Here is a 25,527-nt window from a genome sequence, read left to right as displayed (position 1 = left end):
GCTATAGAACTAATAATGAAACCCTAGGTTCAGATGTCATACAGTAGAATAACAAACTGTCTTCATCATAAGGAGTGACTATGAAAACACTAAAACAAGGTGACCCTGCACCAGATTTTTGCCTGATAAATCAATCAGGAGAAGAGATCTGTCTTTCAAATTTTAAAGGTAAGCAACGTGTGCTGGTGTATTTCTATCCTAAAGCATCCACATCCGGCTGAGTCACTCAGGCACAAGGGTTGCGTGACAACCTTAATACATTTGACGCAATGGGAATTGCAATTCTTGGCATCAGCCCTGATCCAATAACACGTCTGGATAAATTTGCCCGCAAAGAACTACTCGCTTTTTCTTTGCTTTCTGACGAGAACCACGAGATTGCCGAACAGTTTGGCGTGTGGGCAGAAAAAAAGTTCATGGGCAAAGTTTATGAAGGTATTCACCGAATAAGTTTTCTTGTCGGCGAAGATGGAGTTATCGAACAAGTCTTCAACAAATTCAAAACAGCAGACCATGCACATACCGTGCTTACCTATCTGAAAGAGCACGGAACCGCATAAAAAAATGGTGGAGTCTCTACTCCACCATTTTTTCGTGATCTACTCATAGTAATTCGCTTACTTTTAATACAAGTAGCAATATATTAAGCATGCATCTCATCCATCAAATTTAATAAGAGCATATGCTTTTTTAATTTTTTACTGTGCAAGCATAAGCAGTCAACACATTAGTCAACAAACTTTTTAGGACGAATGTGTGACATTACACGCTTAAAAGCTTCTTCAGATGCAGCAGTTTTAAAAGAGCCAACATCTTTTTGATCAACATATTTAATTGCGTCACATGGACACATTTCAACACAGGCAGGCAGCATTCCCTCTGCCCTACGCTTTTTGCATAAGTCACACTTTGCTACAGCGACTCCCTTACAGGTCGCAAAAAAAGCTGCATAAGGGCACGCAATCAAACAATCTTTGGTTTCACACCCGCGGCATTTCATCGGATCATGTAAAACTGCTCCCTGAGCATCATGTGAAATTGCACCACGTTTACAAACACGCTGACAAGCAGCTTTTTCACAGTGTTGGCAATAAAGAGGAACGATTACACCTTCAATGGTACGGGACATCGCGATACGGGGTGTATCATGAAGAAACTTGCATACGGACTCACAAGTCTCGCAGCCAATACACTTGGAATAATCAACGAACAGTGTCTTATATTCTTGCATTGTTTTTACCTTTGTTCCTGCAGCTACCGCGAAATTTTATCTGCATCAAAATTATATTCTGCTTCTCTAGACTGTGCTTTCAAATCAAGCCAGTTTGTCAGCGAGCGGGCGGCACGGAGTCCGCTGTACACAGCTTTACCAATTTTACTTGGCCCAGTAAGTACGTCCCCTGCTACAAAAACATTATCCATAGCAGTCATGTTCAACCAACGAACATCACCCTTGCGAACATTCTCTAACCCAAGTTCCTTCTGGAACGGAGGTGTCGGAATCTCCCCAATGGCACTTACAATGACATCTGCATCCAATTCTTCCAGTTCATCGGTTGTTCCGTTGCGCACAACGAGTTTTTCAACATGGTTTGTGCCCTTAATAGCTTCTGGAGACCGTTTTTCAAGCCAGGAAACACCCATTTCCTGAATACGATCGATTTCAAACTTTCCACACGGAGCTTCAGCTACGGTTCGTCTGTACACGAGGGTAATGTCCTCAGCGCCAAGAGTTCTTGCTGAATCCACAACATCAATAGCTGAATGCCCAGCACCGATTACAACGACCCTTTTTCCCTTAACATCCGGCATAGAAACATTGCTGTGCGCATATTTGACAGCACGAATAGGAAAAAGAAACTGCAAACTGGAATACACACCATTTAATGTGCTTCCTTCGATAGTCAGTTTACGAGATTTCCATGAACCAGAGCAGATAACGACCGCATCGTGATTATCTGTAAGATCGGATAAGCTTAAAATATCTGCTGCAAAATGATCGCCTTCTTCTTCATGCATAGGCGCACTACAACAAATTTTTGTATTCGTTCTAAAAATGACTCCGAGGCGACGCTCTAAATCACGCACTCCTCGATTGATTCGATCAGCAGGAATCCTATGACTTGGGATACCAAAAACCATAAGCCCCCCCGGCTTGGGCAGCTTATCGTACACATGAACTTCATACCCCTGACTTGCTAACAACCCAGCAGCAGCTAGCCCAGAAGGCCCAGCACCAATAATTCCAACGCTTCTATTAATTACAGGTGTATTTTTAGTCTGCAAGAATCCAAAATTCATTACACCAGTATGTAGAGATGAGGACACGGATACCCCTATTCGTAAATTCATTTAAATGAGTAACTGCCAACGACGTTCATTGATTACTCAATCTAGCCCTTGGATTCTGTAATATACATCACAATTGGATACTGGCAAGAAAGAAATTGTGTGAAAATAGGCACAAACCGTGGGTTTATGCGATGCGGTACCCATCATCAAAACAACACGTGCTACCAATTTTTGACAATGTTGTATTAAATATTGCCCACGACAATTTCAAATGCTAGAAACAGACTATATTTCTATGTATCTGAAGACAATAAGGGGCAATCCTCATGAAAGTAGAACAAATATCCGTTTTTCTGGAAAACAAGGCCGGACGCCTTGCAGAAGTAACTAACACACTGGCAAAGAATGGCATTAACATTCGTGCCCTCTCGCTCGCGGACACAACGGACTTTGGAATTTTGCGCCTTATCGTAGATAATAGTGAAAAAGCAAAGTCCGTATTAAAAGATCAAGGCTTCACTGTCGGTAAAACAAATGTTGTTGCAGTAGAAGTTGAGGACAAGCCGGGCGGCTTGAACCACATCCTTAATACCCTTGGTAACAATGGAATTAACGTTGAATACATGTACGCATTTGTTATGCCTGGCAGCACAAATGCCACATTGATTTTCCGTTTCGATAAAACAGATCAGGCTGTAGAAATTTTATCTGAGAATAATATTCCTATCATTCCAGGCACAAAACTTCACGCTCAATAAGCACGCCTATCATAACAGTAAAAAAAAGCCGGATCATTCCGGCTTTTTTCATTTACGAAATATGACTCACTCCTAAGAATATAAACAACGATTCCCCAAAAGCTACCGTCAACAGATGAAATATTAATGCTACACTGTTAAGTACAAATTAATATTTCGGCTATGGCTGATGCACACAGCTAATGCAACGCATAAAGCCCCCCCTAAAGGAACATTTAATGGATCATATTTCTGCATGCACACTGGATTGCCCAGACTGCTGTTCAACAATTGTCACAACCGATGAATATGGGCGTCACTCAATAAAGGGCAACCCCGCACATCCTATAACCCAAGGCTTCACTTGCAAAAAAGGGAAACACGCCCTTTCACGCATCAGTGCTCCTGACCGGATTACTACTCCGCTCATGCGCAACGGCTCTGACTTCACCCCAGTGTCATGGGAAAAAGCGCTCGACGCAATTGCTCAAAAAATTTCTACTCTGCGGAGCACTCCGGAGCGGATGCTTCATGTCCGGGGGTACGGGTTCCGTGGAGTGCTTGCTGATTCCAGTCGCTATCTCTTCGGACAACTTGGCGCATCAAAAACTCACGGGGCACTCTGTGACAATGCAATGATCGAAGCTTGTATTCGCGACTTCGGTGAACTTGACCAGAACAACTATACAGAGCTTCTCAACGCAGACTGTATCGTCAACTGGGGACGTGATGTCATTCGTTCTTCTATTCACACTACTGCGTTACTAAAAGATGCACGTAGCAATGGATGCCAGCTATTCAGCATTTCACCAATGTCTCCTGAAGAAGGAATGCGCATACACCAGAGCGACACTCATATTCAAATCCGCCCTGGAACCGATAGATTTCTTGCCACAGCTGTCATCAACCGCCTTATTCAAAATGGAATTGCAGACAAGATTCTAAGTCGAACTTCAAATGGCCCCGAGTTCGTCAACTTCATTAAATCACTTGATGAACAAAAACTTCTTCAAACGTGCGGCGTTAAACCAGATGAAATATCTCTTCTTGCCGCGATATACGGCAACAAAGATTTTGCTGTCTCCAGTATCCTTGGATGGGGGTTACAACGATACATCTATGGCGGAGAAAACGTACGATACATCAACGCCCTCTCCATGCTTTCCGGCAATGTAGGAAAAAAAGGTGCAGGTAGTTATGGAGGAGTCAGCACTGGTAGAAACTTTGACTCAACTTGGCGATCAGGTGGAAAAAAATCGCGTTCGTTACTTACTCCAAAACTTGCTGATGAAATTTTGGCTGCGGGCGACATTGAATTTTTATGGTGCGACGGCACAAACGCTATCAACCAAACACCGGAAGCAATAAAAATGGCAGATGCGTTCTGCACCATAGATATGGTTGTTGTAGTAGATGCATTTATAAATGATACCGCTAAGCAAGCAGATATAATACTACCATGCGCCCTAATGTATGAGCGCGAAGATGTTCTCGGCTCCTACTTTCACAACTATATTCAATACAGTGCCAAAGTTTTCGAGCCAACTGGAGATACACGCACCGACTATGACATCATCAGTGATATTGCTTCCCGCTTGTCTATTCCTATGCCACAAAAGGATGATATCCTTACATCGGCACTCAATACAGAGCCAATTACAAACCTAACTAAAAATCCGCTTACAGAGATCAGAAAAAAAGGTTTTCTACCGACAGATAGACCTAACATTGCATTCAAGGACATGACATTCAGTCATCCGGACGGAAAATATTGTCTCCCTGATCCAGTATTGCACGAGGAACCAGAGTTCGATTCAACATTCCCTCTCTCTTTGTTGTCGCTGATCAACAAGGACTATGAACACTCACAAATTCCAGCCGAAGAGCAACAAGAACAACTCAAAGCCCATATTCACCCAACCACGCTAACACAATATAATATCATCCCCAATGAACATGCACATTTAATATCACCAATTGGCAAAATACAGGTTCTGGCAGTGGCAGACACTGCAGTTCATCCTGAATCTGTCATTATCCGTCGTGGCGGCTGGATGATGTTTGATAGATGCGCCAACACTATTATTGAATCACATGTTACCGACCTGGGCGGCAATGCAGCCTTTTACAGTCAACGGGTGCGACTAGAATGTATTAAATAAATAAATAAAAAAGGCGTGAGTCATATGACTCACGCCTTTCCTTTCTTGTAGTCAAAATCAGCTACAGCAAGTGAACACGACTTGCTACAGGCATACGCCAACCAGTACCAAAAGCACGGTCTGTAATACGCAGCCCCGGTGCAGCCTGTCTGCGTTTGAACTCAGAAATCTTTACAAGCCAAAGAACACGCTCAACGTCTTCCTCTGCATACCCTTGTAATATAATGGTTTCTTTACTCAAGCGCTCAACAATGTACTTATGGAGAATAGCATCAAGCTCTTCGTATTCCGGCAAAGAATCAGAGTCCTTCTGATCTGGACGAAGTTCAGCAGAAGGAGCTTTTTCAATAATCTCAACCGGAATCTTTTCTCCGCAGTGATCATTTGCCCAACGACAGACCTTCCAAACAAGAGTCTTAGGTACATCAGCAATAACCGCAAGACCACCAGCCATGTCGCCATAAATAGTGCAGTAACCTACTGCCAGTTCAGACTTGTTACCAGTAGTTAAAAGCAATGCACCAAATTTATTGGAGATTGCCATAAGCAAGTTACCGCGAATACGAGCCTGAAGGTTCTCTTCCGTTACATCAGTATTGGCACCCTCAAAAATTGGCTTCAATGAACCAAGAAATGCTGTGAGCATTGGCTCAATTTCAATTTTTTCAGTGCGAATACCAAGACGCTTTGCAAGCTCAAAAGAGTCATCAATACTGCCCTGACTTGAATATGGAGAAGGCATGAGCACACCGATAACATTCTCAGGACCGAGAGCCTCCACCGCAACGGCTGCAGTAAGGGCTGAATCAACCCCACCTGACAAACCAAGAACAACTTTCTTAAAGCCACACTTACGAACGTAATCACGAGTTCCAAGAACGAGTGCATTCCAAGCCTGTGCTTCGTCAGTAGCATCTTCCTGTTCTACGCGGCCAGAATTTGATTCGAGGTCAACGACTAGAATATCTTCTTCAAAGGACTTGCCGCGTCCAATGAGTGTTCCATCAGCGGCATATGCAAGGCTTTTACCTGCAAAGATAAGGTCGTCGTTACCACCAACCTGGTTAGCATATAAGAACGGCAGTTCGTAATGATGCACCATGGATGACAACATCTGCTCACGTATAAACTGTTTGCCGAGCGTAAAAGGCGATGCTGAAAGGTTAACAATAATCTCTGCGCCATCTTCAGCAAGCGCCCCGAGAGGGTTTTGCTTATACTTCCTGCGGTCCTTCCAATATGATTTATCGTTCCAGATATCCTCACAGATGGTTACACCGATCTTGCGACCATGAATATTCACAAGACCAAGTTTTTTCCCCTGTTCAAAGTATCGGTTCTCATCAAATACGTCATAGGTAGGGAGCAAGGTTTTATGCGCTACAATGGAGTACGTTCCATTTGCTACCAAAGCAGCAGCGTTAAATACCGGCTTACCTACACTATCTGGGTTATGGATAGGTACACCGACCAACGTCGGCGGCATATCTTTCAACTCAAAAGCCAATGTCTTAAGAGATGCCTGACAGCCATCAATAAAGTCCTGACGTAACAACAAGTCACGAGGAGGATAGCCGCAAACAGATAATTCCGAGGTCACACAAAGCTGTGCTCCGTCTTTTGCAGCTTTTTTTACTGCTTCGACAATCTTAACTATATTGCCAGAGACATCACCCACAACAGGGTTCAGCTGAAGAAGCGCTATTTTCATTAGATAATATCCGACATAGAATAAAGTTTTCCTGCCTCACGTCCAGCAAGCCACAATGCAGCACGAAGAGCACCAGCTGCAAATGTTTCACGAGAATGCGCATGATGTGTAACTTCAATACGCTCACCCGGCCCCATTGCATATACGGTATGCACACCCACAACGTCACCGCCGCGAATAGTCTGAATACCAATCTCTTCTTTTGGACGCTCGCCAATCATGCCTTCGCGATGATAGTTGGCGACCTTATCAAGATCCCATTTTTTAGCTTCTGCAAGGCACTCTGCAAGACGCATTGCTGTGCCGCTTGGAGAATCCTTTTTCTTGTTATGGTGTAATTCTACCATTTCCAGGTCATAATCTTCACCGAGAATCTTGATAAGTTCAGGCAAAATCTGAGTAAGAGCATAAACGCCTACACTTGTATTCGGTGCCCAAAACATAGGAGATGTTTTAGCCAACTCTTCAAGCTGTGCACGCTCTTCATTAGTAAAACCAGTAGTTCCCATTACAATCGGAGTGTGATGCTTTGCCGCAATCTTTGCATTTTCAAGGCTTACAGCTGGGATGGTGAAGTCGATAACAACAGCATTATCTATCTTACCAAGAACCTCATCAAGATCGTTTGAAACTTCACAGCCCCAAAAATCAAGACGGCCTTCGTGTCCCTTACGTTCTACAACTGCAGCAAGCTCGTACTTATCACTATCCTGTGCCATACGCGCAATAGTTGCACCCATACGACCGTTAGCACCCATTACAACTATAGATACACTCATGTCATTTCTCCGATAAGTTTATGCCTCCGGCGGGCGGGCTCTGCCCTGCACCCGCAAGGGAGGTTACCCCCCTTGACCCCGATTAAAAGAGAGTTTTTTATTAAAAGTCTAGTAAGGAAAGAGGCTTTACAGTCTCTCTCGTTTTTACTTCTAGCTTCTTTTCAACCCTTTCTTTTTCAGTATCTTCCTTCTCTTGAGAAAGTTCTTCCTTCACTAACTCTTTTTCGACATTCTCTTCCGCTGCAGAATCTTCTAAAGAAACAGATTCTGTTACAACGCCAATCTCCGCCGCAACGTCTTCTCTTTCCTCTTTATCTGCAACAGAATCATCAACAAGAGCCTGTGATGGTTCTTCGATATCTGAAGGGGGCTCCTCTGCTGCCGCCACAGCTTCAGAGTCCATAGTCTGTGTTGAAGATGAATTCTTATACATTGCTAAGAATTCATCTTCGGACAAAATTGTTATCCCGAGTTGCTCTGCCTTTGCAAGCTTACTCCCAGCTTTTTCACCAGCAACCAAGTAGTCAAGTTTCTTAGAAACGCTTCCAACAACTTTTGCGCCTACATTTTCTGCCATTTCCTTAGCTTCAGCACGTTTTGTTGTAAGTGAACCTGTAAAGACTACTGTTTTACCTGCAAACGGATGGTTACCATCCACTTCAGCCGCTTCTTCTTGCTTAGGATCTAGCCCGATAGACTTAAAACGCTCCAACATGGCTTTGTTGGCTTCGTTATCAAAAAAGTCAACGATAGACTCAGCGATCTCTGCGCCCACATCCGGAAGTTCCTGAAGTTCTGTTATATTAGCACGAGAAAGGTCATCTACGTCTTTATAAGTCTTTGCTAAAACCTTACCGGTCTGCTCACCAACGTGACGAATACCTAATGCACAAATAAAACGGGAAAGCGTTGCAGACTTTTTAACATCTACAAGGGCAGTAACAAATTTTTGCGCAGAAACAGGTCCCATGCCTTCGAATTGCATGAGGTCAAGACGCTTCACTTCAAAAAGATCAACAGGGTCTTTGACCATGCCTTTATCTACGAGCTTTTCTACCCAGCTTTTACCGACGCCTTGAATATCGAGACCGGCTTTAGAAACAAAGTGTACGATAGAACGCTTCACAACTGCTGGACAAGTTACGTTAATACAACGCCACGCAGCCTCACCTTCTTCTCGAATTGCTTCTGAATGGCAAACTGGACATTCCTTCGGGAAGATAAATTCCTTTTCAGAGCCATCCCGTTTTTCTACCAAAGCGCGTACGACTTCAGGGATAACATCGCCAGCACGCTGAACAATAACCATATCCCCTTCCATAAGCTCTTTTGCTCGAATCTCGTCTTCATTATGCAGTGTTGCACGGGATACAACGACACCACCGACTTCAACGGGATCAAGAATAGCAACTGGTGTCAGTACGCCTGTTCGTCCAACCTGAATAGCAATCTCTTCCAATCTGGTAACAGCTTGCTGAGCAGGAAATTTAAAAGCAATTGCCCAGCGTGGGAAACGTGCAGTAAAGCCGAGAGCTCTCTGTAATTCAAGGTTATTCAGCTTTGCAACCATACCGTCGATCTCATACGGCAAGGTATCACGCTTCTCACCCAGCTGCTCAAATAAAGCAGTTACATCCTCAGGACCTTCGCAAAGCTGTGCATCAGGTGGCACACTAAATCCTAACTCAGACAAACCGTTGATGATCTCTTGCTGAGTTGTCCACGCGTGCCCTTCATCTTCCCATTCTACAATGCCGATACCGTAAGCGAGGAACATAAGAGGTCGTGCTGCTGCCACAGATGAGTCCAACTGACGAACAGACCCCGCCGCAGCGTTACGTGGATTCGCAAATACTTTCTTACCATACTTACGCTGTGTTTCATTCAGCTTAAGAAAAGCTTCACGTCCAATAACAACTTCACCACGAACCTCCAACCGAGCTGGAAGCTTATCTCCACGCAGACGCAATGGCACGTTTTTAATAGTACGCACAGTATGAGTTACCACCTCACCTGTAGTTCCATCACCTCGTGTCAATGCAGTTGTAAAGGAGCCATTTTCATAAACAAGCTCCATTGCAAGCCCGTCCATTTTGGGATCGATCCAAAAAGACAACTCGGCATCTGCCTGTTGGCGCTTAATACGATCTACAAACGCAAGAAACTCTTCGTCATTAAATGCGTTATCCAAACTGTACATACGCAGACTATGTTCTTGGGATGGCAAACTAGGAAGGACTTCTCCGCCAATCTTCATTGTTGGAGAATCTGGTGTAAGCAGTTCTGGGTATGCTTCTTCAAGACCTATCAGTTCCCTGAACAACACATCATATTCAGCATCTGTAATCTCAGGAGCATCCTGAACATAATAAAGATAACTATGATGTTCGAGTTCCTTACGAAGCTTGAGAACTCGTTCTTGAGCTTTATCAAGAGACAATGTGGTAGAATCAGACATACGACACCTTATTTTATCTGTATAAGAAAGCTTACAGCTTATTAACAAAATTTTTTTGATGCAGGCTGATAAAACATCACAATACCAAGTTGGCACGATCTGCTTTAGAACCCAATCTTTTTAGAACCGCTGGATACTTTTCTTGCTCTTTATTGTCCAGTGCATTGTCCTTGGACAGCAGAATATTCCCTCATATTTGACGCTTTTTTACATACAAAAAATGAGTGCAGAGTATGGTGGCATACCACAATATTCTACACTCATAAATATTGATTAGTCTAAAGACAGTGGTTCACTATGTGCTTTGAAGACTTTCCCCACCCTTGTTTATAAACATAAACAAGGGAAGATTTTAACAGTTATAACCAATTATATGCTTTCTTTTGAAGGCATTATAAAAGCAGAGAAAAATCTTTAAGCTTCTCCTGCGCTCCAACAGCTACAATAGTATTGCCAGCTTCTAGGACAGTCCGTCCATCTGGATTAAAGACCATATCCTGTCCCTGCTTCTTAATGGCAATAACTATAAGATTAAATTTAGGCCGAAGTTCGGACTCAATCAGGTCTTTGCCTACCAAAGAAGAATCCTCACCAATTGTAAGCTCTTCCATTTGAATATCCAGAGTCGCTCTTCTGTTTGCAAGCTCCATAAAGCTTGTCACTGTCGGGCGCAGTACAGATTGAGCTAACCGCAATCCACCAATATGGTTCGGAAGAATCACAGAATCAGCTCCAGCCTGTTTAAGCTTGCTCACACGCTCGTGAGAGCTTGCCCTTGAAACAATGTGTAAACTCCCATTCATCTCACGGGCACTCAACACAACGTATACATTAGCAGCATCCTCTGAAAGAGCAGTAATCAGATTTTTAGCATTTACGATCCCAGATTGTGCCAACACTTCGTCAGAGGTAGCATCGCCTTCTATATAAAGAATTCCTTCTTCCTGAAGAAGAGCTATTGCTTCTGGGTCATGTTCAATAACTACAACATCTTGACCTTCTGCAACAATTTCTTTCACTACAACAGAACCAATGCGGCCATAGCCACAGACGACACAATGATCTTTTAGCTTGCCAATTGTTTTAAGCACCCTACGGCTCCCGATTACGTGAAAAAACTTACCTTCTACCAACAACTGGGAAAACGCACCCAAAATAAACGCAAAGTTACCAACACCAGCTAAAATAAGAAATGAAGTCAGAATACGCCCTTCTGTGGAGAGAGGCTGAACTTCACCAAAGCCCACAGTGGAGAGCGTAATCACCACCATATATACGGCATCTGCCATGGACCAGCCCTCTAGCACCATATAGCCATATACAGCGAGAATTACGACACCAAGTATAGAGACCTGACTTACCATGAGAGGCCAGAATACTCCTAGCTGGTTCCGCAGGCGAACGAGCCGGACAAGAAAAGAATTAGACTTCACCTTAATACATTCCTCAAATTAACCGGTTTCGAGCAGACGATCCCGAAGGATATGAATTTGATCTCGTAATTCTGCGGCCTTTTCGAATTCAAGTTCTTTAGCCGCTTCACGCATTTCGCGTTCTAACTTAGCGATCATCTTAGCCAGCTTTTTAGGGTCATGTTCAAGCTCAGGCGCAATAGCCACACCTTTTTTACCCTTCTTACCTTTCTCCGCCTCAGCAGCAGTCGAAGCAATTGAGTCAAAAGGAGTATCAATACGCTTCATAATTGTCTGCGGAACAATGCCGTGCTCTTCGTTAAAGGCTAACTGTTTTTCGCGTCTACGCTCTGTTTCTCCCATTGCTGCCTTCATGCTCTTCGTAATGGTATCCGCATACATGATAACTCTACCACTGACATTACGGGCTGCACGACCAAAGGTCTGAACAAGAGACCCGACAGAACGCAAAAAGCCTTCCTTGTCCGCATCTAGTATTGCTACCAAAGAAACTTCCGGAATATCAAGACCTTCTCGCAATAAATTGATGCCTACTAAAACATCACACTCTTTTCGACGCAACGCCTGAATAATCGCCATACGCTCCAGAGCATCAATATCTGAATGAAGATAACGAGTATTCACACCCATACTTTTGAAGTACTCTGTCAGGTCTTCTGCCATACGTTTGGTCAAAGTTGTAACAAGCACACGTTCATTGTTGGCAATACGCTGCTTACACTCACCCAACAGATCATCCATTTGTCCCTTTGTTGGACGTACTTCCAACTGAGGATCAACGAGGCCAGTAGGCCGGATAATTTGTTCAACAACAAGTCCCTGTGAACGTTCCAACTCCCATTTTCCAGGAGTTGCGGATACATACACTGTCTGACCGATACGTTCTAAAAATTCATTAAACTCTAAAGGACGGTTGTCTAATGCTGAAGGAAGACGAAAGCCAAAGTCCACGAGAGTACTTTTACGAGAACGGTCACCTTTGTACATAGCACCTACCTGTGACACCGTAATGTGGCTTTCATCAATAAAAAGCAAAAAATCTTTCGGGAAGTAATCAAGCAAACACGCAGGAGGATCACCCTCTTTACGACAATCCAAATGTCGTGAGTAGTTTTCAATCCCCGTACAGTATCCCATCTCTTCAATCATTTCGAGATCAAGCATGGTGCGCTGCTCTAACCGCTGTGCTTCTACAAGTTTGTTCCCTGCCTTAAAATCTGCAAGGCGAACTTGTAATTCATCACGAATATCAGAGACTGCACGTTTCAAGTTATCCTTATCAGATACATAGTGACTAGCCGGATAGATAACAGTCTTACCGACACTACCGATGATGTTCCCAGTAACAGGGTCAATCTCATGCAGCGCATCAATGTCATCACCAAAAAATTCGATGCGTAATGCTTTTTCATGATGATACGCTGGAATAATCTCCAACACATCACCACGCACCCTGAAGGTTCCGCGATGAAAGTCATAATCGTTACGCTCATATTGAACATCTACCAAGCGTGTAATTATCTCATCCATAGAGATTGCCTGACCTACCTCAACCGGAATTACCAACTTTGCATAGTACTCAGGTGAACCAAGACCATAAATACACGAAACAGAAGCAACAATAATTACATCGCGACGTGTAAGTAACGCGTGGGTCGCAGCATGTCGCAGCTTATCAATATTATCATTAATAGAAGAATCTTTCTCTATATACGTGTCTGAAGACGGCACATATGCTTCTGGCTGATAATAATCGTAATAACTTACAAAATATTCAACAGCATTATGAGGAAAAAGTTCTTTGAATTCGTTGTATAACTGTGCTGCCAGTGTTTTGTTCGGCGCAAGGATAAGCGCTGGGCGTTGAGCACGTGCAATAGTCTGTGCAACAGTAAAAGTCTTACCAGAACCGGTAACACCGAGCAGGATCTGATCCTGTACGCCCTGCTCCAAGTTCGTGGTCAGCTCTTCAATAGCTTGTGGCTGGTCACCTTGCGGCGTAAATGAAGTTTCTAATTTAAACAGCGTATCCTGCATCACTTCCTCATTACTATCTTCAATTTCTTAATCAAAATGTTAAAGGCATTCTTAACCAGTTCATGACGTAAGACTACCCCAAACACAGTTATGGAAAAAATTAATCACTCTGTTGCAGCGCCAGAAACTATCGCATAACATTATGAAATATAGGATTCTTACTTTCCGCGGAGGGAACCACATGCAGAAAGAATTCACACCTGCTACCGGTAACGAACCAACAGACAGACTGTACACCATGTCCATTATCATACGCAGTTTCAAAGGACGCAAAAATGTAGAGGCGCATCTGTTCCGTTCTGACATCCCTGAAGCCGAACTACAAGATGCAAAGTTACTTCGTTGTATAGATACAGATTGTGAAAAATATAAACTCGAACAAAGCCTTACTGGCACCCTTGAAGATACCAAACGGATGGTTCTTGAGTGTTTTACTAAAGAAGAACGTGATGCCGTCATCAAATACCTTGAGCAGCGGTATCACACCCGACTTAGAAAAATTACAACCGGCCCCCTCTCATTTCCGGTTCCGCAAGGAACTATGCCTCTTTCCACCATACCGGAAGGTAAGAGCATGGGGTTCATTAAATTCGACAATGTGCCCGATTACCCTCTAGATTTCAAAGTTAGAGGCTTCTACGATTTGGAACTGCACGAACCTAATGTTATCGAACCCGAGTAATAAGACCATACCGCTTAACCATAAAAAAATCCCTGTTCAAAAGAAAACAGGGATTTTTTGCTTATAAAGGGAAAAACTCTTCTGGAAACGTCCACTGTCCTTGGATAGTCGGAGCATCTTGCGCCTTATGAAGCCTTTTCAAAAATTCATCACGAGATATGGCAACTGCACCAAAACGTTCAAGGTTATCTGTCACCTGCTGACAGTCAATCATCTCAAACCCCGCCGCAACGAGTAATCGAGCTAACCATACTAGCGCAACCTTAGAGGCATCAGACTCTTTAAAGAACATAGACTCGCCATAGAAAACCTTGCCTAAAGAAACGCCATACAGACCACCTACGAGCTTGTCATCGCGCCAAGTCTCTATGGAGTGTGCAAGTCCAGCCTCATTAAGTTCACAATACGCTTCGATCATCTCCTCAACAATCCAAGTTCCTTCTTCATCGGGACGCAGAGAGGCAGCACAATTTCGCATAACCTCTTCAAAGGCTGTATCTATTTTTATAGTAAACTTACGTGAGTTAATTACACGACGTAAGCTGCGTGGGATATGCAGATCCTCTGGAAAAAGAACAAAGCGCGGATCAGGCGACCACCAAAGAATAGGCGACTCGTCATCATACCAAGGAAAGATACCATTGGCATACGCATTAACAAGACGCTCTATACGCAAGTCACCGCCAACGGCAAGAAGGCCTTCCCCACCTGCTAACGCAGGATTGGGGAAGGCTACATCATCATCTGATAGTAAGTATACTGTCATATTTTCTTTTTGATTATATTACGCAACGGCACGGCAATGAGACGAACCGCCAGAGGCAATAGCATTACTTTTTCTTTTTAGAACTCAATGGCAAGAAAGTCATACTCAGGCCAAGATCATCAGCTTCCTTTGGTGCCGTTACGTCCTTCACATCAACAGTCGCTATGCCACCTTTCTGCAAATCGCCAAACAGAACTTCATGTGCAATGGCATCTTCAAGCCCTGTTCTAATTACACGACGCATTGGTCGTGCACCAAAGGCATCATCATACCCTTTTGCAGCAAGACGCTTACGGGCTGCTTCTGTCAATTCAATCTGAACACGCTTGGACTTAAGCATTTCTTCCAGTTCGGCCACAAACTTATCTACTATGCGCACCATAATAGATTCACCAAGGCCATGGAACGGAACCATTGCATCAAGTCGGTTTCTAAATTCCGGACTAAAAGTACGCTCTACAGCTTTCAAACCACGCTGGGCTACATCCATTTTATCCTTAGCACCAAAACCAATGGACTTGGCTGCCATTTCACGGGCACCGGCGTTAGAAGTCATAATAAGAATAATATTACGGAAATCAGCCTTACGACCGGTGTTATCCGTCAATGTTGCATAATCCATTACCTGTAAGAGAATATTGAAAATGTCCGGATGTGCTTTTTCAATCTCATCAAGTAAAACAACAGCATGAGGATGTTTACGGACAGCATCTGTAAGCTGACCACCCTGATCAAAACCAACATAACCCGGAGGCGCCCCGATAAGACGAGAAACCGCATGCTTCTCCATGTATTCACTCATATCGTACCGGAGGAACTGAACACCAAGCTGTTCTGCGAGCTGACGGGCAAGCTCTGTTTTACCCACACCTGTAGGGCCATAGAAAAGAAAAGACCCTGTAGGGCGATCATCTCTACCCAAACCTGCACGGCTTCGCAGAATCGCTCTGCCAACAATATCCACAGCCTTGTCCTGTCCGAACACCTGAGCTTTCAAGTCATCAACAAGGTTGGAGAGTTTTTGCTTATCCCCAGTGGACACTCGCTGTTCTGGGATACGTGCCATCTTCGCAACAACACGTTCAATATCGTTTGCAGTAATGGTGTTGCTCTTACGATGAGTACCATGCAGACGATAAGCCGCACCAGCTTCATCAATTACGTCAATGGCTTTATCAGGAAGGAAGCGCTCTGTAATGTATCGTGCGGAAAGTTCAACTGCTGCTTTAATTGCAGGCTGGCTGTAACGCACACCGTGATGCTCTTCATAGTATGGTTTAAGTCCCTTCAAGATAGCCATACACTCATCAGTGGTCGGCTCCGGAACATCAATTTTCTGGAACCGACGAGAGAGAGCACGGTCTTTCTCAAAATGGTTCTTGTATTCTTCATAGGTAGTAGAACCAATGCATTTAATGCCGCCACTGGCCAGAACTGGCTTAAGAATATTAGACGCATCCATAGAACCACCTGTGGTTGCACCTGCACCTACAATAGTATGGATTTCATCAATAAAGAGAATTGCGCCTTCAATCTTTTTAAGATCCTGAATAACGCCTTTTAGACGAGACTCAAAGTCTCCGCGGTATTTGGTTCCGGCAAGCAAGGCGCCCATATCAAGAGCATAGATCTGTGAATCATGAAAGCTGTCAGGAACATTACCATCAACAATACGAACGGCAAGCCCTTCTGCAAGTGCAGTCTTACCAACACCAGGTTCACCCACAAACAAAGGATTGTTCTTACGGCGTCTGGCAAGTACCTGAATAGTGCGTTCCAGCTCTGACTTCCTGCCTATAAGAGGATCAATTTCTCCCAGTTTGGCCTTCTCGGTAAGGTCAACACAGAACTCTGCCAAAGAGTCTGTGCGGGATTCATTCATGCCTTCTTCGCCCATCATAGCCCATTCATTTCCATCCATCTCATGAGAGACAACTTCTAGAATGTCTAAACGGGTAACTTCCATATGACGCAGGAAATACAATGCGTAGGAATCTTCTTCCTCAAACATTGCTGCAAGCACATCACCGATTTCTACAACATCGCGACCAGAAGCCTGCATCTGCATTGCTGCACGCTGCAAGACTCTCTGAACGCTGATAGTACGGATAATCTCAGTAGGGACATCTTCCGGCAACGGTTCAAGGTGTGATGAAAAAAAGACTTCTATACGATTTAACAAAGACGGCACATCCGCACCGGCCTGTTCTAAGATATAGTACCCTTGGTCTTCCTGTGCGATACCGTACAGAAGGTGTTCAAGGGTGAGAAATTCGTGATTTCGTTCCTGTACTTCATGAACAGCATTTGCAATAGCCTGTTCTAAATGCGTACTCAGCATATTATACCTCTTCCATTGTACATTTTAGAGGATAGCCAGCTTCTTTCGCGCGGGCACGGACAATTGCAATCTTCGTTTCTGCAACTTCAGCAGTATAGATTCCACATTCTCCGACACCTTTTTCGTGAATGCTCAGCATAATCTGTGTTGCTTGCTGAGTGGTTTTCCGAAACACTTCAACAAGGATTAAAATGACAAAATCCATTGTGGTATAATCATCATTATGCATGAGCACTCGAAACTTGCGAGGCTCTTTCAGTTCGTCTTCAAGCAGAATATCAGAATCTAAGTCAGGTCTATGGTGTTCAGCCATAATGAATCCATTACTCGTAATTATTTATTAATGCCAAATAGGAAGAAAACAATCTGCACCCAAAACGTATTTCCCTGTGTTCTTCCTTACAAGGTGTTCAGCAGGTTCTGGCATTCTTCATCAGTAAAATAGAAACTATCTTGCGAAGCAAGATTGTTTCTCTCGCGATACGCCCTATGAAGCTCGTGATATGTAGCCGTTGAGGCATTTTCCCTCGGCAACGAAAGCTTATCCGCTAGAACAAAAATATCATCGCGTTCGCCTTCCAACTCAATAACAGTTTCAAATGAAAGTTCATCAATACAAATTTCTACATTATCGAGCGTCCACTCTTCGCGCATTTTATCATAACGGAAGGCACCTTCGTATCCGAGCCCTTCGAGGATAGCATACGTTCCCTCAAAGCTCTCGACTTTTGTTTCTCGCTCGTCGTATATTTTTACATCTTCAGGCATGTCACCTTTTGGCGGAAGTTTCAATGTAAGAACTGTCTCATGCTCATTTTTCCACTGCTTTGTTCTCAACCGTAACAGCTTGCCAGCATTTTTCATATCACGCTCAGGAGAATCAAAAACAACATTACGCTCTAGATGTCTTCCTTTACACAAACCACCGAGTGCTGATAGTTTCTCGCGCACCAATACAGGATCAATATGTATAAATTTCAGTTCGATTTCGAACGCCATATAGTTACTTCCCGATTTTTTGTTATCATAATCAAGGAAACAGCATGACTAAGATCATCTTACTGTTTTGTGCCGGGGGGCTGGGGAGTTTAAGCCGTTATTTACTCTCTGGAGTATTTCAACGTGCCATAAACATCAGTTTTCCAATTGGCACATATCTCGTCAACATTATCGGCTGCTTCTTGTTCGGCCTTATCTGGGCATACGCACAAGATAGACTCTCTCTTTCACCGGACTTCCGTGCAATTGTACTCACTGGTTTTATGGGCGCCTTCACCACATTCTCAACTTTTATTTTTGAATCTACTGCCCTTCTAGACTCAACGCAGTGGCCATACTTTCTCTTAAATGTTGTAGGACAAATAATTACTGGAGTTATCCTTCTAAAATTTGGCCTCTCTCTTGGCAAACTTTTGTAGGAGAATACAATGCATCACTTACAAGGCACCGTTCAACGGCTAAGTATTTACATCAGTGAAAAAGACCAGTTTGAAGGGAAAAGCCTATACGAAGTCATCATGGAACAGGCAAAAGACTCCAATCTGGCAGGAGTTTCTGTCTTCCGCGGACTATACAGCTACGGCAGAGACAAAAAGATACACTCCATGGGCATTTTGCGTATTTCAGAAGACCTCCCCCTTCTTATACAAATTATCGACACAAAAGAGAACATTCAAAGCTTTATTCCGAAATTAGAGCAATTCACTGCAGAAGCTCTTATTCTGCAAGAAGACGTAACAATAGTTGCACCCAAGACTAAATCTTAAAATAAAAAAAGCTCAACGATCTGCAAGAAATGCATACCGTTGAGCTTTTTTTATTTTTTTCAGGTAAGACTATAAGATCGCTGCTTTAATAGCCTCAATACCTTCTTTTTCTACGAACTTAGAAATACGTACTCGTTTGCCGGAGTTTTCACGGTAGTACTCAAGGAACTTTTCAATAAGAGCCCAAGCTTCTTCCTGAGTGAGGTCTTTTGCAAGAGTATCACCAATGCGAGGACGAGGACCAGAGTTACCCCCTACAACAACTTCCCAGCCTTTTTTGGTGCCGATAATACCGATATCACGTACCCGACTTTCGCCACAGCACATTGGACAACCAGAGACACCAAACTTAACTTTTGCAGGGAATGGCTTGCCGTACAGCGCTTCTTCGATTTCAAGGCCAAAACCGAGAGAGTCCTGCACGCCAAGTTTACAGACTGCTGTACCAGGACATGCCTGAACGTAATGTACGCAAAGCTCTGTAGCACGGCCCACTTTCCACTTAAGCTCTTCCCAAATTGGTTCAACCTGCTCTTCTTTCATACCAACAAGAGCCATGCGCTGGCCGGAAGTAATTTTAATAATCGGCACTTCGTACTTACGACACACATAAGCGATCGTTTCAAGAACGTCTGGAGTCAGCATACCTGCCGGGGTACGAGGAACGATTGCATATGTTTCTTTATCGCGCTGTAAAATTGCACCATCTGGAGTAGTCATATCTCACCTTCTTAATAGTTATTTTTCTTATAAGACGATTACAAGCATGCATTAAAAGAACTTTTTTATTCTCTGTATATGTTGCGCTTTTACACTACAGCTTTGCCACTGTCCATGCTTAATAGGAATTATACTCGATTAAGAAAGGATTCCCTTTCCTCCGAAGAAAATTTTTGCTTCATGCACGGCGGAAAGTCATTCTCACTTAATCCATACTCATTCTTCAACCAATACCAAAAACAAACAGTCAGCTACTTATTGTCACGCATTGCTTACGGACAATTAAAAAAATAGCCCACCAACTGTTTGATCGATCAGTTCAATATTCTTCTAATTTATAATCAAGCAATCTGCAACTGTTTGAAGATGTTGCAGATTTAAGACAAGACACGGAACACCATCAGCCTTAATTGAAACACCTGAAATCATTTCAATATGTTCATACAAAAAGCCTACTGGCTTTACGGCAGCCTGTAGTTCACCTACCACTCCGTCAACAATAAGTCCAAATGTGCCAGACAACGATTGGATGATAACACATTGTTCATTTTCTGCTCTGCCATCTAACTCAACATACTCACGAAGACGAACACATGGAATAGTCTCACCACCAAGAATGACCTTGTTTTCTTTTGCTTCAACGCCCATGCGAGGATTGCAGTCAACACATTCTGAAATCTGGTTCATTGGAACAAGGTACTGCTCATCCCCACACTGCACGATTAAACCTTCGATCATTGCTTTGGTCACAGGGAAGCTCACTTTTACGCAAGTCTCTCCTTGATATCCTTGTTCAACAGCCATGGCTCCATGCAACGCAAAAATTTCTGCCTGCAATCCAAGCAATGCTTCAGAAATTTGAATATTATCGCGTCCAGACAAAACAGTGCTGCCCGTATGCTTCAAGAACAACAGCACGTCTGTTCCGGAGTATTCGACAGAGAGCGAGATCATTGCTGGATCATTAGCAGAAAGAACTAAGGAAATACTTGAAGAAAAATATGCTGACAATGCGTCTGTTAAAGCCTCTGCAACAATCGCATCCACTTGAACATCAGCACCCTGCACACTAAATTCTATTTGCTTACTCATAGCTTGAACTGCATCTTCAAGCCATTCCTTTACAGCAATCAGTGACGGTTCCAAGGATACCATTCGTAATTCAAGTGCAGAATCACGCAGCACGCAGTACAGCCTGTCAAACTCATCAGCCATGCTGCGCAGCAAATCATCTTCATGTGTCAGAGCATAATCATACAACTTTGACTGTATGCCAGACAACTCACTCACATGCGAGATAAGCCTATCAAGTTTTTCCTCTTGCTGAGCTGATCGCTGTTGGCTGTAATCAGAAAACTTTTTAGACGCCAAAATCTCTGTGAAACAAGTAATAGAAGATATGTCTTTTCCTGATGCAGGAACATCCATATCGCCTTCAAGAGAAGGAACAAGTTGATCGCAAACTTTGGCTATATAAGAGGCGCTGCTTCCATTTGATATCACATCGGGGAGCTCAATTTCGTCAGCAGTACCACGTGGTGCATTAAGCGAAAATTCTAACTCTGAGATTGGAGAAGTAATTTCCAGATTCAATAATTCATTTTTTGCATCATCAACTTCACAAAAAATATCTGGTGCACTTGAATGGCTGTCTTGTGATTCCTCTGGAAAATGAAAGGATTTCTCCGGTGGCTCAACATCACTGGCCTGAGAAATGGGAGCTACTTCATTGTTCGAAGAATGCTGGGGAACCTCTTGAATGAGTAGAGGTTGCAATAAATTTTGCAATCCAACAGCAATTTCAGAAATATCTGCATGCCCACGTCCAGCGAAAGACAAAAAGTATTGAGAGAAAAATGCAGTAGCATCTTTGCTATGCTCGCTTTCAATAATACCAAGCTGGCTTACTTCTGCTGAACCAAGAGATTCAAACACAGGACAGGTTGGCTCTACCCCTTCCTGTAATGGGCTTTGTATTAAAACGTGATATTGCAAATACCGTTTGCCAACCGTGTATTCGTCCAAAGCTGGAAGAGCAGTCAGTTCCGGTAAGTAAAAAATAGTCCCCTGTTCTTTATGAGCAGCAAATATTGAAGCCGGAGTTTCATTGGCAAGATCAGATTGTAATGTCAGACGCACATAGAACATGGTGCACAATTGACTATCAGTATTGGCATGAGCAGAAGTAGCAGCCAACTCTGAGTGATTCAGGTAACCAGCAGCGCTGTCACACTGTATTCGAACGTCATCTAACATTACATTTAACCTTTATTTCCAGAAGAATGTAACACTCAACTTTCCCGTGCCCACGATAGTGAAAAACTCGCAGAAAAAGCGGCAAAAAAAACACCAAAACTCGCTAGGAGATTTTGGTGCATTGCTGCATACCAAAGCATCTACACAAAACAACGTGCCGATGCGCCGCTATCCATTTTTACTAAAAAGAGCTTCCTGCAACTGAACAATAGTGCGTAAGCCTGTTTCGGGCTCACTCTCAGGACATAATATAGGACGGTATCCAAGTCTAGCAGCCTGACGATGCCTGATGTCGTGAGAGGCTACTGGACGTATCTGTCCGTTCAAATCAACCTCTCCCCATAATACAGATTTAGAAGGAAGGGGAAGATCGTAAAAAGATGAAAGCACGGCTGCGATCAACGCAAGATCCATTCCCGGATCCTGAAGTTTCATCCCGCCTCCGACTTTCGCATAAATATCTACTTCTGCAAAATTTAAGCGAAGACGCTTCTCCAGCACTGCAAGCAGCAAGTGCAACCTATTAACATCAAAGCCAAGCCCTGTACGACGCGGAATAGAAAGGTAACTACGGCTCACAAGCGCCTGAACTTCAACAGCAAAAGGCCGCTGACCATCAACAGCCATCACAACAGCTGTGCCGGAAAGTTGTGGATCACGCGCACCTAGAAAATAGGTTGAAGGATCATCGATGATCTGCATGCCATCCTGAACCATTTCAAAAACAATAAGTTCCTGATTAGGACCAAAACGGTTTTTAATAACACGCATCATACGGTACATCTGCCTGCGATCGCCTTCAATGGAGATTACAGTATCCACCATATGCTCAAGAAGCTTAGGACCGGCAAGCTGTCCATCTTTTGTCACATGCCCAACAAGCAGTAAAGATGTACCTACTCGCTTACAGGTTTCGATAAGCTCTATAGATACAGCACGAACTTGAGTCACACTGCCTGGCAAACCTTCTACACGGAGTGAGGAAATAGTCTGTACAGAATCCACTATCAACAAATCCGGTGGATTTGCTGACTCAAGTACAGGCAGGACATCATCTAATTTGGAAGTGGAAATTGCAGTAAGATTTTCATCTAGCGCATCTAGTCGAGCCGCGCGTGCTCGAAGCTGTCCCAGCGATTCCTCACCGGAAACATACAGCACATTCCTACCAGACTCTGCAACACTACCCGCCACTTGAAGTAGCAGAGTAGATTTGCCGATACCAGGCTCACCACCAATCAGTAGGGCTGCACCTGGAACAAGACCAGAACCGAGAATGCGGTCCAGTTCAGCCATCCCCGTTTCGAACGGAGTATGCTTTTCCTCTTTCACATCCCGAAGAGGGACAATGGCTGAACCAGAAGAGACTAAAGGAGTGGAACCACGCCTTTTGGCCTGCTCTTTAGAAACAGTGCGAGCCTCAAGAGTGTTCCACTCCTTACATTTCGGACATTGTCCACGCCATTGTGCAGCTGAAGCCCCACAAGCGGAACAAATATATATTTCGCGAGTTTTCACTATAAGCTACTGAATAGGAGGATTTTTTGCTTCAACAACCTTCACACCAAACTCTGCTACATTTTTTGGAGGATCATAAAATACAACCATAAAATGAACAGATTTTGTTGGCATTACATTGGTGTTGTTGGTTAAAATCTCAACTTTATTGTTCAGAGCATCAGCGAGCTCTTCTTTGGCTAATACCTGAAGCTGGAATAAAGAAACACCGGAACCACCAAGCTGCTGCTTACTAGCAATTGCTACGTTGTTTGCATCATATAAAGTGGCTTCAACCTTAATGAGTTCCTTAGGAACACCAAAACGATTTTCTGCATCACCTTCGATAACAAAAACCTGACCGATCTTCTCATTCGTAATGTAATACTGACTAATATTTTTGAGCGAAATTCGAGAAACGTCATTCGCTACTGAAGTGGGTAAACTCTCAGCCTTTTCTTCCATTGGCAGAAAACGCTTAACAAGATCAGGTGCTAAATACCATACACCTGCGCAGGCCCCCCCCAGCAGAGTAAGGATAAGGAAAAAGATAAGGCATCCCTTGCCTGACTTTTCCTTCTTCTTAGGTTCGCCAAGCCCAAATGTCCCCTCCCCTCCAATAAGCGTATCAGTATCTCCCTCAGGAGCAATAGTCTCTTTCGCTTCAAGCGATTCAACGAAAGGATCTTCTTGAGGTTCTACTTCAACATTGTGCTCTGGAGTTTGAATAAGAGAAAAAACTTCGTCGCATACAGTACAACGAGCCTGCGCTCCCTCTTTGAACATTTCATCTGGAAGACTGAACTTTGTAGAACAATTTGGACAGGTAATGTGCATAACGCTTCCCAATTACGTTTCAAAAACCGTTATTCGATCACAGTTGCTTCGTAAATAGCTCCCAACTCACGATATTTTTCAGCGTAGTCCATTCCATACCCGACAATAAACCCTTTTTCCAGAGTAAAACCAGGATAGTCAACAACGACATCAATTTCGCGACGCTCAACTTTTTCTACAATAGAAGCAAGCTTAAGGGATTCTGCACCTCGAGCTTTAAGCTGAGACATGAGGAAGGAGATAGTATGACCAGTGTCAACAATGTCTTCCACGATGAGAACATGTTTTCCATCAATGGAAACTTCAAGGTCTTTTGTGAAAGAAACTGTTTTAGAGCTAGTTGTACCTTTGCCGTAGCTGGCACAACGCACAAAATCTATTTCGGGTTTAACGGTCAGATGCTTTAATAAATCTGAGAAAAACATGAAAGCACCTTTGAGCACACAGACGACTACAAGGTCTTTACCTTCAAAGTCTTTGTTAATCTGTGCTGCAAGCTCTTTAACACGTTCCTGAATCTGTTCTTCGCTATAAACTACTTTAAGTTCCTTGATTTCCATTAACTCTCTCCAGAATCATCTGGTTGTATCTCGATGAGCATGGCGATTTCGTCACACTCGGGGAATTTTGGACAATTAACACAGTCTGCCCATATTTTTTGAGGCAGTACTTCCTTCGACACTTCTACGAAGCCTTGCTTCTGAAAAAAGGCATCTTGATATGTGAGAGTGAAGATTTTGTAAATACCTAATGTGCGAGCTTCGTCTAAACATGCTTCTACAAGCATACGACCATACCCGCCGCGACGAACACTTTCATCAACTATGAGCGAACGAATTTCTGCCAATCCGTCCCAAACAATGGAAAGAGCCGAGCAACCAATAATGTCCCCCCCGTCACCAGGGTCTAAGACGTTAAACTCTCGCAGGCTATTGTACAACTGAGTTAATGAACGAGGAAGAAGGATACCTTGAGTAGAACACGTTAACAGCAGGTGATGAATTACCTTCACATCCCGCATCTGTGCTTTGCGAATAAACGGCTCAGACATTA

23 protein-coding genes are annotated in these 25,527 nt (G+C 43.5%); 6 read left to right on the top strand and 17 right to left on the bottom strand.

The genetic code is table 11. The annotated features are described in order from the left end of the window. Window positions 1-80 precede the first annotated feature (80 nt). Window positions 81-560 carry a thioredoxin-dependent thiol peroxidase gene (gene bcp / locus BUR09_RS03520; protein ID WP_084539308.1) on the top strand — a complete coding sequence of 160 codons (480 nt, stop codon included), beginning with the start codon at window positions 81-83 and terminating at the stop codon, window positions 558-560. 167 nt (window positions 561-727) lie between these two features. On the opposite strand, the gene BUR09_RS03515 is transcribed toward bcp, so the two are convergent. Continuing rightward, window positions 728-1,231, bottom strand: coding sequence for a 4Fe-4S dicluster domain-containing protein (locus BUR09_RS03515; RefSeq protein WP_074215552.1), 504 nt, complete (start codon window positions 1,229-1,231; stop codon window positions 728-730). 23 nt (window positions 1,232-1,254) lie between these two features. Next, window positions 1,255-2,301, bottom strand: a complete 1,047-nt coding sequence (locus BUR09_RS03510) for an FAD-dependent oxidoreductase (RefSeq protein ID WP_074215551.1) — start codon at window positions 2,299-2,301, stop codon at window positions 1,255-1,257. Between the two features lie 317 nt (window positions 2,302-2,618). Here BUR09_RS03510 and BUR09_RS03505 point away from each other — a divergent pair, with 317 nt between their 5' ends. Further along, window positions 2,619-3,050 (top strand): ACT domain-containing protein, encoded by a 432-nt coding sequence (locus tag BUR09_RS03505; protein ID WP_074215550.1) that lies wholly within the window; start codon window positions 2,619-2,621, stop codon window positions 3,048-3,050. Window positions 3,051-3,268: 218 nt separating this feature from the next. Next, window positions 3,269-5,191 (top strand): molybdopterin-dependent oxidoreductase, encoded by a 1,923-nt coding sequence (locus BUR09_RS03500; protein WP_074215549.1) that lies wholly within the window; start codon window positions 3,269-3,271, stop codon window positions 5,189-5,191. 61 nt (window positions 5,192-5,252) lie between these two features. On the opposite strand, the gene BUR09_RS03495 is transcribed toward BUR09_RS03500, so the two are convergent. The 5 genes from BUR09_RS03495 to uvrB all read right to left on the bottom strand — a co-directional run bounded on the left by BUR09_RS03495 (window position 5,253) and on the right by uvrB (window position 13,609). Continuing rightward, window positions 5,253-6,902: an NAD+ synthase gene (locus BUR09_RS03495; protein WP_074215548.1), complete on the bottom strand. Its 1,650-nt coding sequence runs from the start codon at window positions 6,900-6,902 to the stop codon at window positions 5,253-5,255. Further along, window positions 6,902-7,681 (bottom strand): 4-hydroxy-tetrahydrodipicolinate reductase, encoded by a 780-nt coding sequence (gene dapB / locus BUR09_RS03490; protein ID WP_074215547.1) that lies wholly within the window; start codon window positions 7,679-7,681, stop codon window positions 6,902-6,904. The genes BUR09_RS03495 and dapB overlap by 1 nt, the downstream gene beginning before the upstream one ends. A gap of 100 nt (window positions 7,682-7,781) precedes the next feature. Beyond that, window positions 7,782-10,139 carry an NAD-dependent DNA ligase LigA gene (ligA, locus tag BUR09_RS03485; protein WP_074215546.1) on the bottom strand — a complete coding sequence of 786 codons (2,358 nt, stop codon included), beginning with the start codon at window positions 10,137-10,139 and terminating at the stop codon, window positions 7,782-7,784. A gap of 392 nt (window positions 10,140-10,531) precedes the next feature. Next, entirely contained in the window at window positions 10,532-11,572 is a 1,041-nt protein-coding gene (locus BUR09_RS03480; RefSeq protein ID WP_074215545.1) for a potassium channel family protein, read from the bottom strand. Between the two features lie 18 nt (window positions 11,573-11,590). After that, window positions 11,591-13,609 (bottom strand): excinuclease ABC subunit UvrB, encoded by a 2,019-nt coding sequence (gene uvrB / locus BUR09_RS03475; RefSeq protein ID WP_074215544.1) that lies wholly within the window; start codon window positions 13,607-13,609, stop codon window positions 11,591-11,593. A 181-nt stretch (window positions 13,610-13,790) separates the two neighbouring features. Here uvrB and BUR09_RS03470 point away from each other — a divergent pair, with 181 nt between their 5' ends. Continuing rightward, entirely contained in the window at window positions 13,791-14,291 is a 501-nt protein-coding gene (locus BUR09_RS03470; protein WP_074215543.1) for a hypothetical protein, read from the top strand. 61 nt (window positions 14,292-14,352) lie between these two features. Here the strand turns inward: BUR09_RS03470 and aat are convergent, their stop codons facing one another. The 4 genes from aat to BUR09_RS03450 all read right to left on the bottom strand — a co-directional run bounded on the left by aat (window position 14,353) and on the right by BUR09_RS03450 (window position 18,397). After that, window positions 14,353-15,057: a leucyl/phenylalanyl-tRNA--protein transferase gene (gene aat, locus BUR09_RS03465; protein WP_074215542.1), complete on the bottom strand. Its 705-nt coding sequence runs from the start codon at window positions 15,055-15,057 to the stop codon at window positions 14,353-14,355. Between the two features lie 64 nt (window positions 15,058-15,121). Then, on the bottom strand, window positions 15,122-17,398 hold the full coding sequence (clpA, locus tag BUR09_RS03460; RefSeq protein ID WP_074215541.1) for an ATP-dependent Clp protease ATP-binding subunit ClpA: 2,277 nt from the start codon (window positions 17,396-17,398) through the stop codon (window positions 15,122-15,124). Between the two features lies 1 nt (window position 17,399). Then, window positions 17,400-17,711: an ATP-dependent Clp protease adaptor ClpS gene (locus BUR09_RS03455; RefSeq protein WP_074215540.1), complete on the bottom strand. Its 312-nt coding sequence runs from the start codon at window positions 17,709-17,711 to the stop codon at window positions 17,400-17,402. 86 nt (window positions 17,712-17,797) lie between these two features. Continuing rightward, window positions 17,798-18,397, bottom strand: a complete 600-nt coding sequence (locus tag BUR09_RS03450) for a class IV adenylate cyclase (protein WP_074215539.1) — start codon at window positions 18,395-18,397, stop codon at window positions 17,798-17,800. A gap of 44 nt (window positions 18,398-18,441) precedes the next feature. On the opposite strand from BUR09_RS03450, the gene crcB reads away from it, so the two are divergent. Both crcB and BUR09_RS03440 read left to right on the top strand, forming a co-directional pair. Next, a complete protein-coding gene (gene crcB / locus BUR09_RS03445; protein ID WP_074215538.1) occupies window positions 18,442-18,816 on the top strand; it encodes a fluoride efflux transporter CrcB in 375 nt (124 codons plus the stop codon). 9 nt (window positions 18,817-18,825) lie between these two features. Then, window positions 18,826-19,164 carry a DUF190 domain-containing protein gene (locus BUR09_RS03440; protein ID WP_074215537.1) on the top strand — a complete coding sequence of 113 codons (339 nt, stop codon included), beginning with the start codon at window positions 18,826-18,828 and terminating at the stop codon, window positions 19,162-19,164. A 69-nt stretch (window positions 19,165-19,233) separates the two neighbouring features. On the opposite strand, the gene BUR09_RS03435 is transcribed toward BUR09_RS03440, so the two are convergent. From BUR09_RS03435 to BUR09_RS03410, 6 genes are all read right to left on the bottom strand, one after another. Continuing rightward, complete coding sequence (locus tag BUR09_RS03435; RefSeq protein WP_074215536.1) at window positions 19,234-19,884, bottom strand: nitrite/sulfite reductase domain-containing protein; 651 nt, start codon at window positions 19,882-19,884, stop codon at window positions 19,234-19,236. Between the two features lie 330 nt (window positions 19,885-20,214). Continuing rightward, window positions 20,215-22,140 carry a chemotaxis protein CheW gene (locus BUR09_RS03430; RefSeq protein ID WP_074215535.1) on the bottom strand — a complete coding sequence of 642 codons (1,926 nt, stop codon included), beginning with the start codon at window positions 22,138-22,140 and terminating at the stop codon, window positions 20,215-20,217. 168 nt (window positions 22,141-22,308) lie between these two features. After that, the gene (gene radA / locus BUR09_RS03425) at window positions 22,309-23,661 is read right to left on the bottom strand and encodes a DNA repair protein RadA (RefSeq protein WP_074215534.1); all 1,353 of its coding nucleotides are present in this window, start codon (window positions 23,659-23,661) and stop codon (window positions 22,309-22,311) included. Window positions 23,662-23,664: 3 nt separating this feature from the next. Next, the gene (locus BUR09_RS03420; protein WP_074215533.1) at window positions 23,665-24,474 is read right to left on the bottom strand and encodes a zinc-ribbon and DUF3426 domain-containing protein; all 810 of its coding nucleotides are present in this window, start codon (window positions 24,472-24,474) and stop codon (window positions 23,665-23,667) included. A gap of 29 nt (window positions 24,475-24,503) precedes the next feature. Further along, on the bottom strand, window positions 24,504-25,034 hold the full coding sequence (gene hpt / locus BUR09_RS03415; protein ID WP_074215532.1) for a hypoxanthine phosphoribosyltransferase: 531 nt from the start codon (window positions 25,032-25,034) through the stop codon (window positions 24,504-24,506). Beyond that, window positions 25,034-25,525, bottom strand: coding sequence for an N-acetyltransferase (locus tag BUR09_RS03410; protein WP_074215531.1), 492 nt, complete (start codon window positions 25,523-25,525; stop codon window positions 25,034-25,036). The genes hpt and BUR09_RS03410 overlap by 1 nt, the downstream gene beginning before the upstream one ends. Between the last annotated feature and the right edge of the window lie 2 nt (window positions 25,526-25,527).

Source organism: Halodesulfovibrio marinisediminis DSM 17456 (assembly GCF_900129975.1).
GTDB lineage: Bacteria > Desulfobacterota > Desulfovibrionia > Desulfovibrionales > Desulfovibrionaceae > Halodesulfovibrio > Halodesulfovibrio marinisediminis.
Note: the sequence above shows the minus strand (reverse complement) of the source record. Positions and strands in the feature narration are given on the sequence as shown.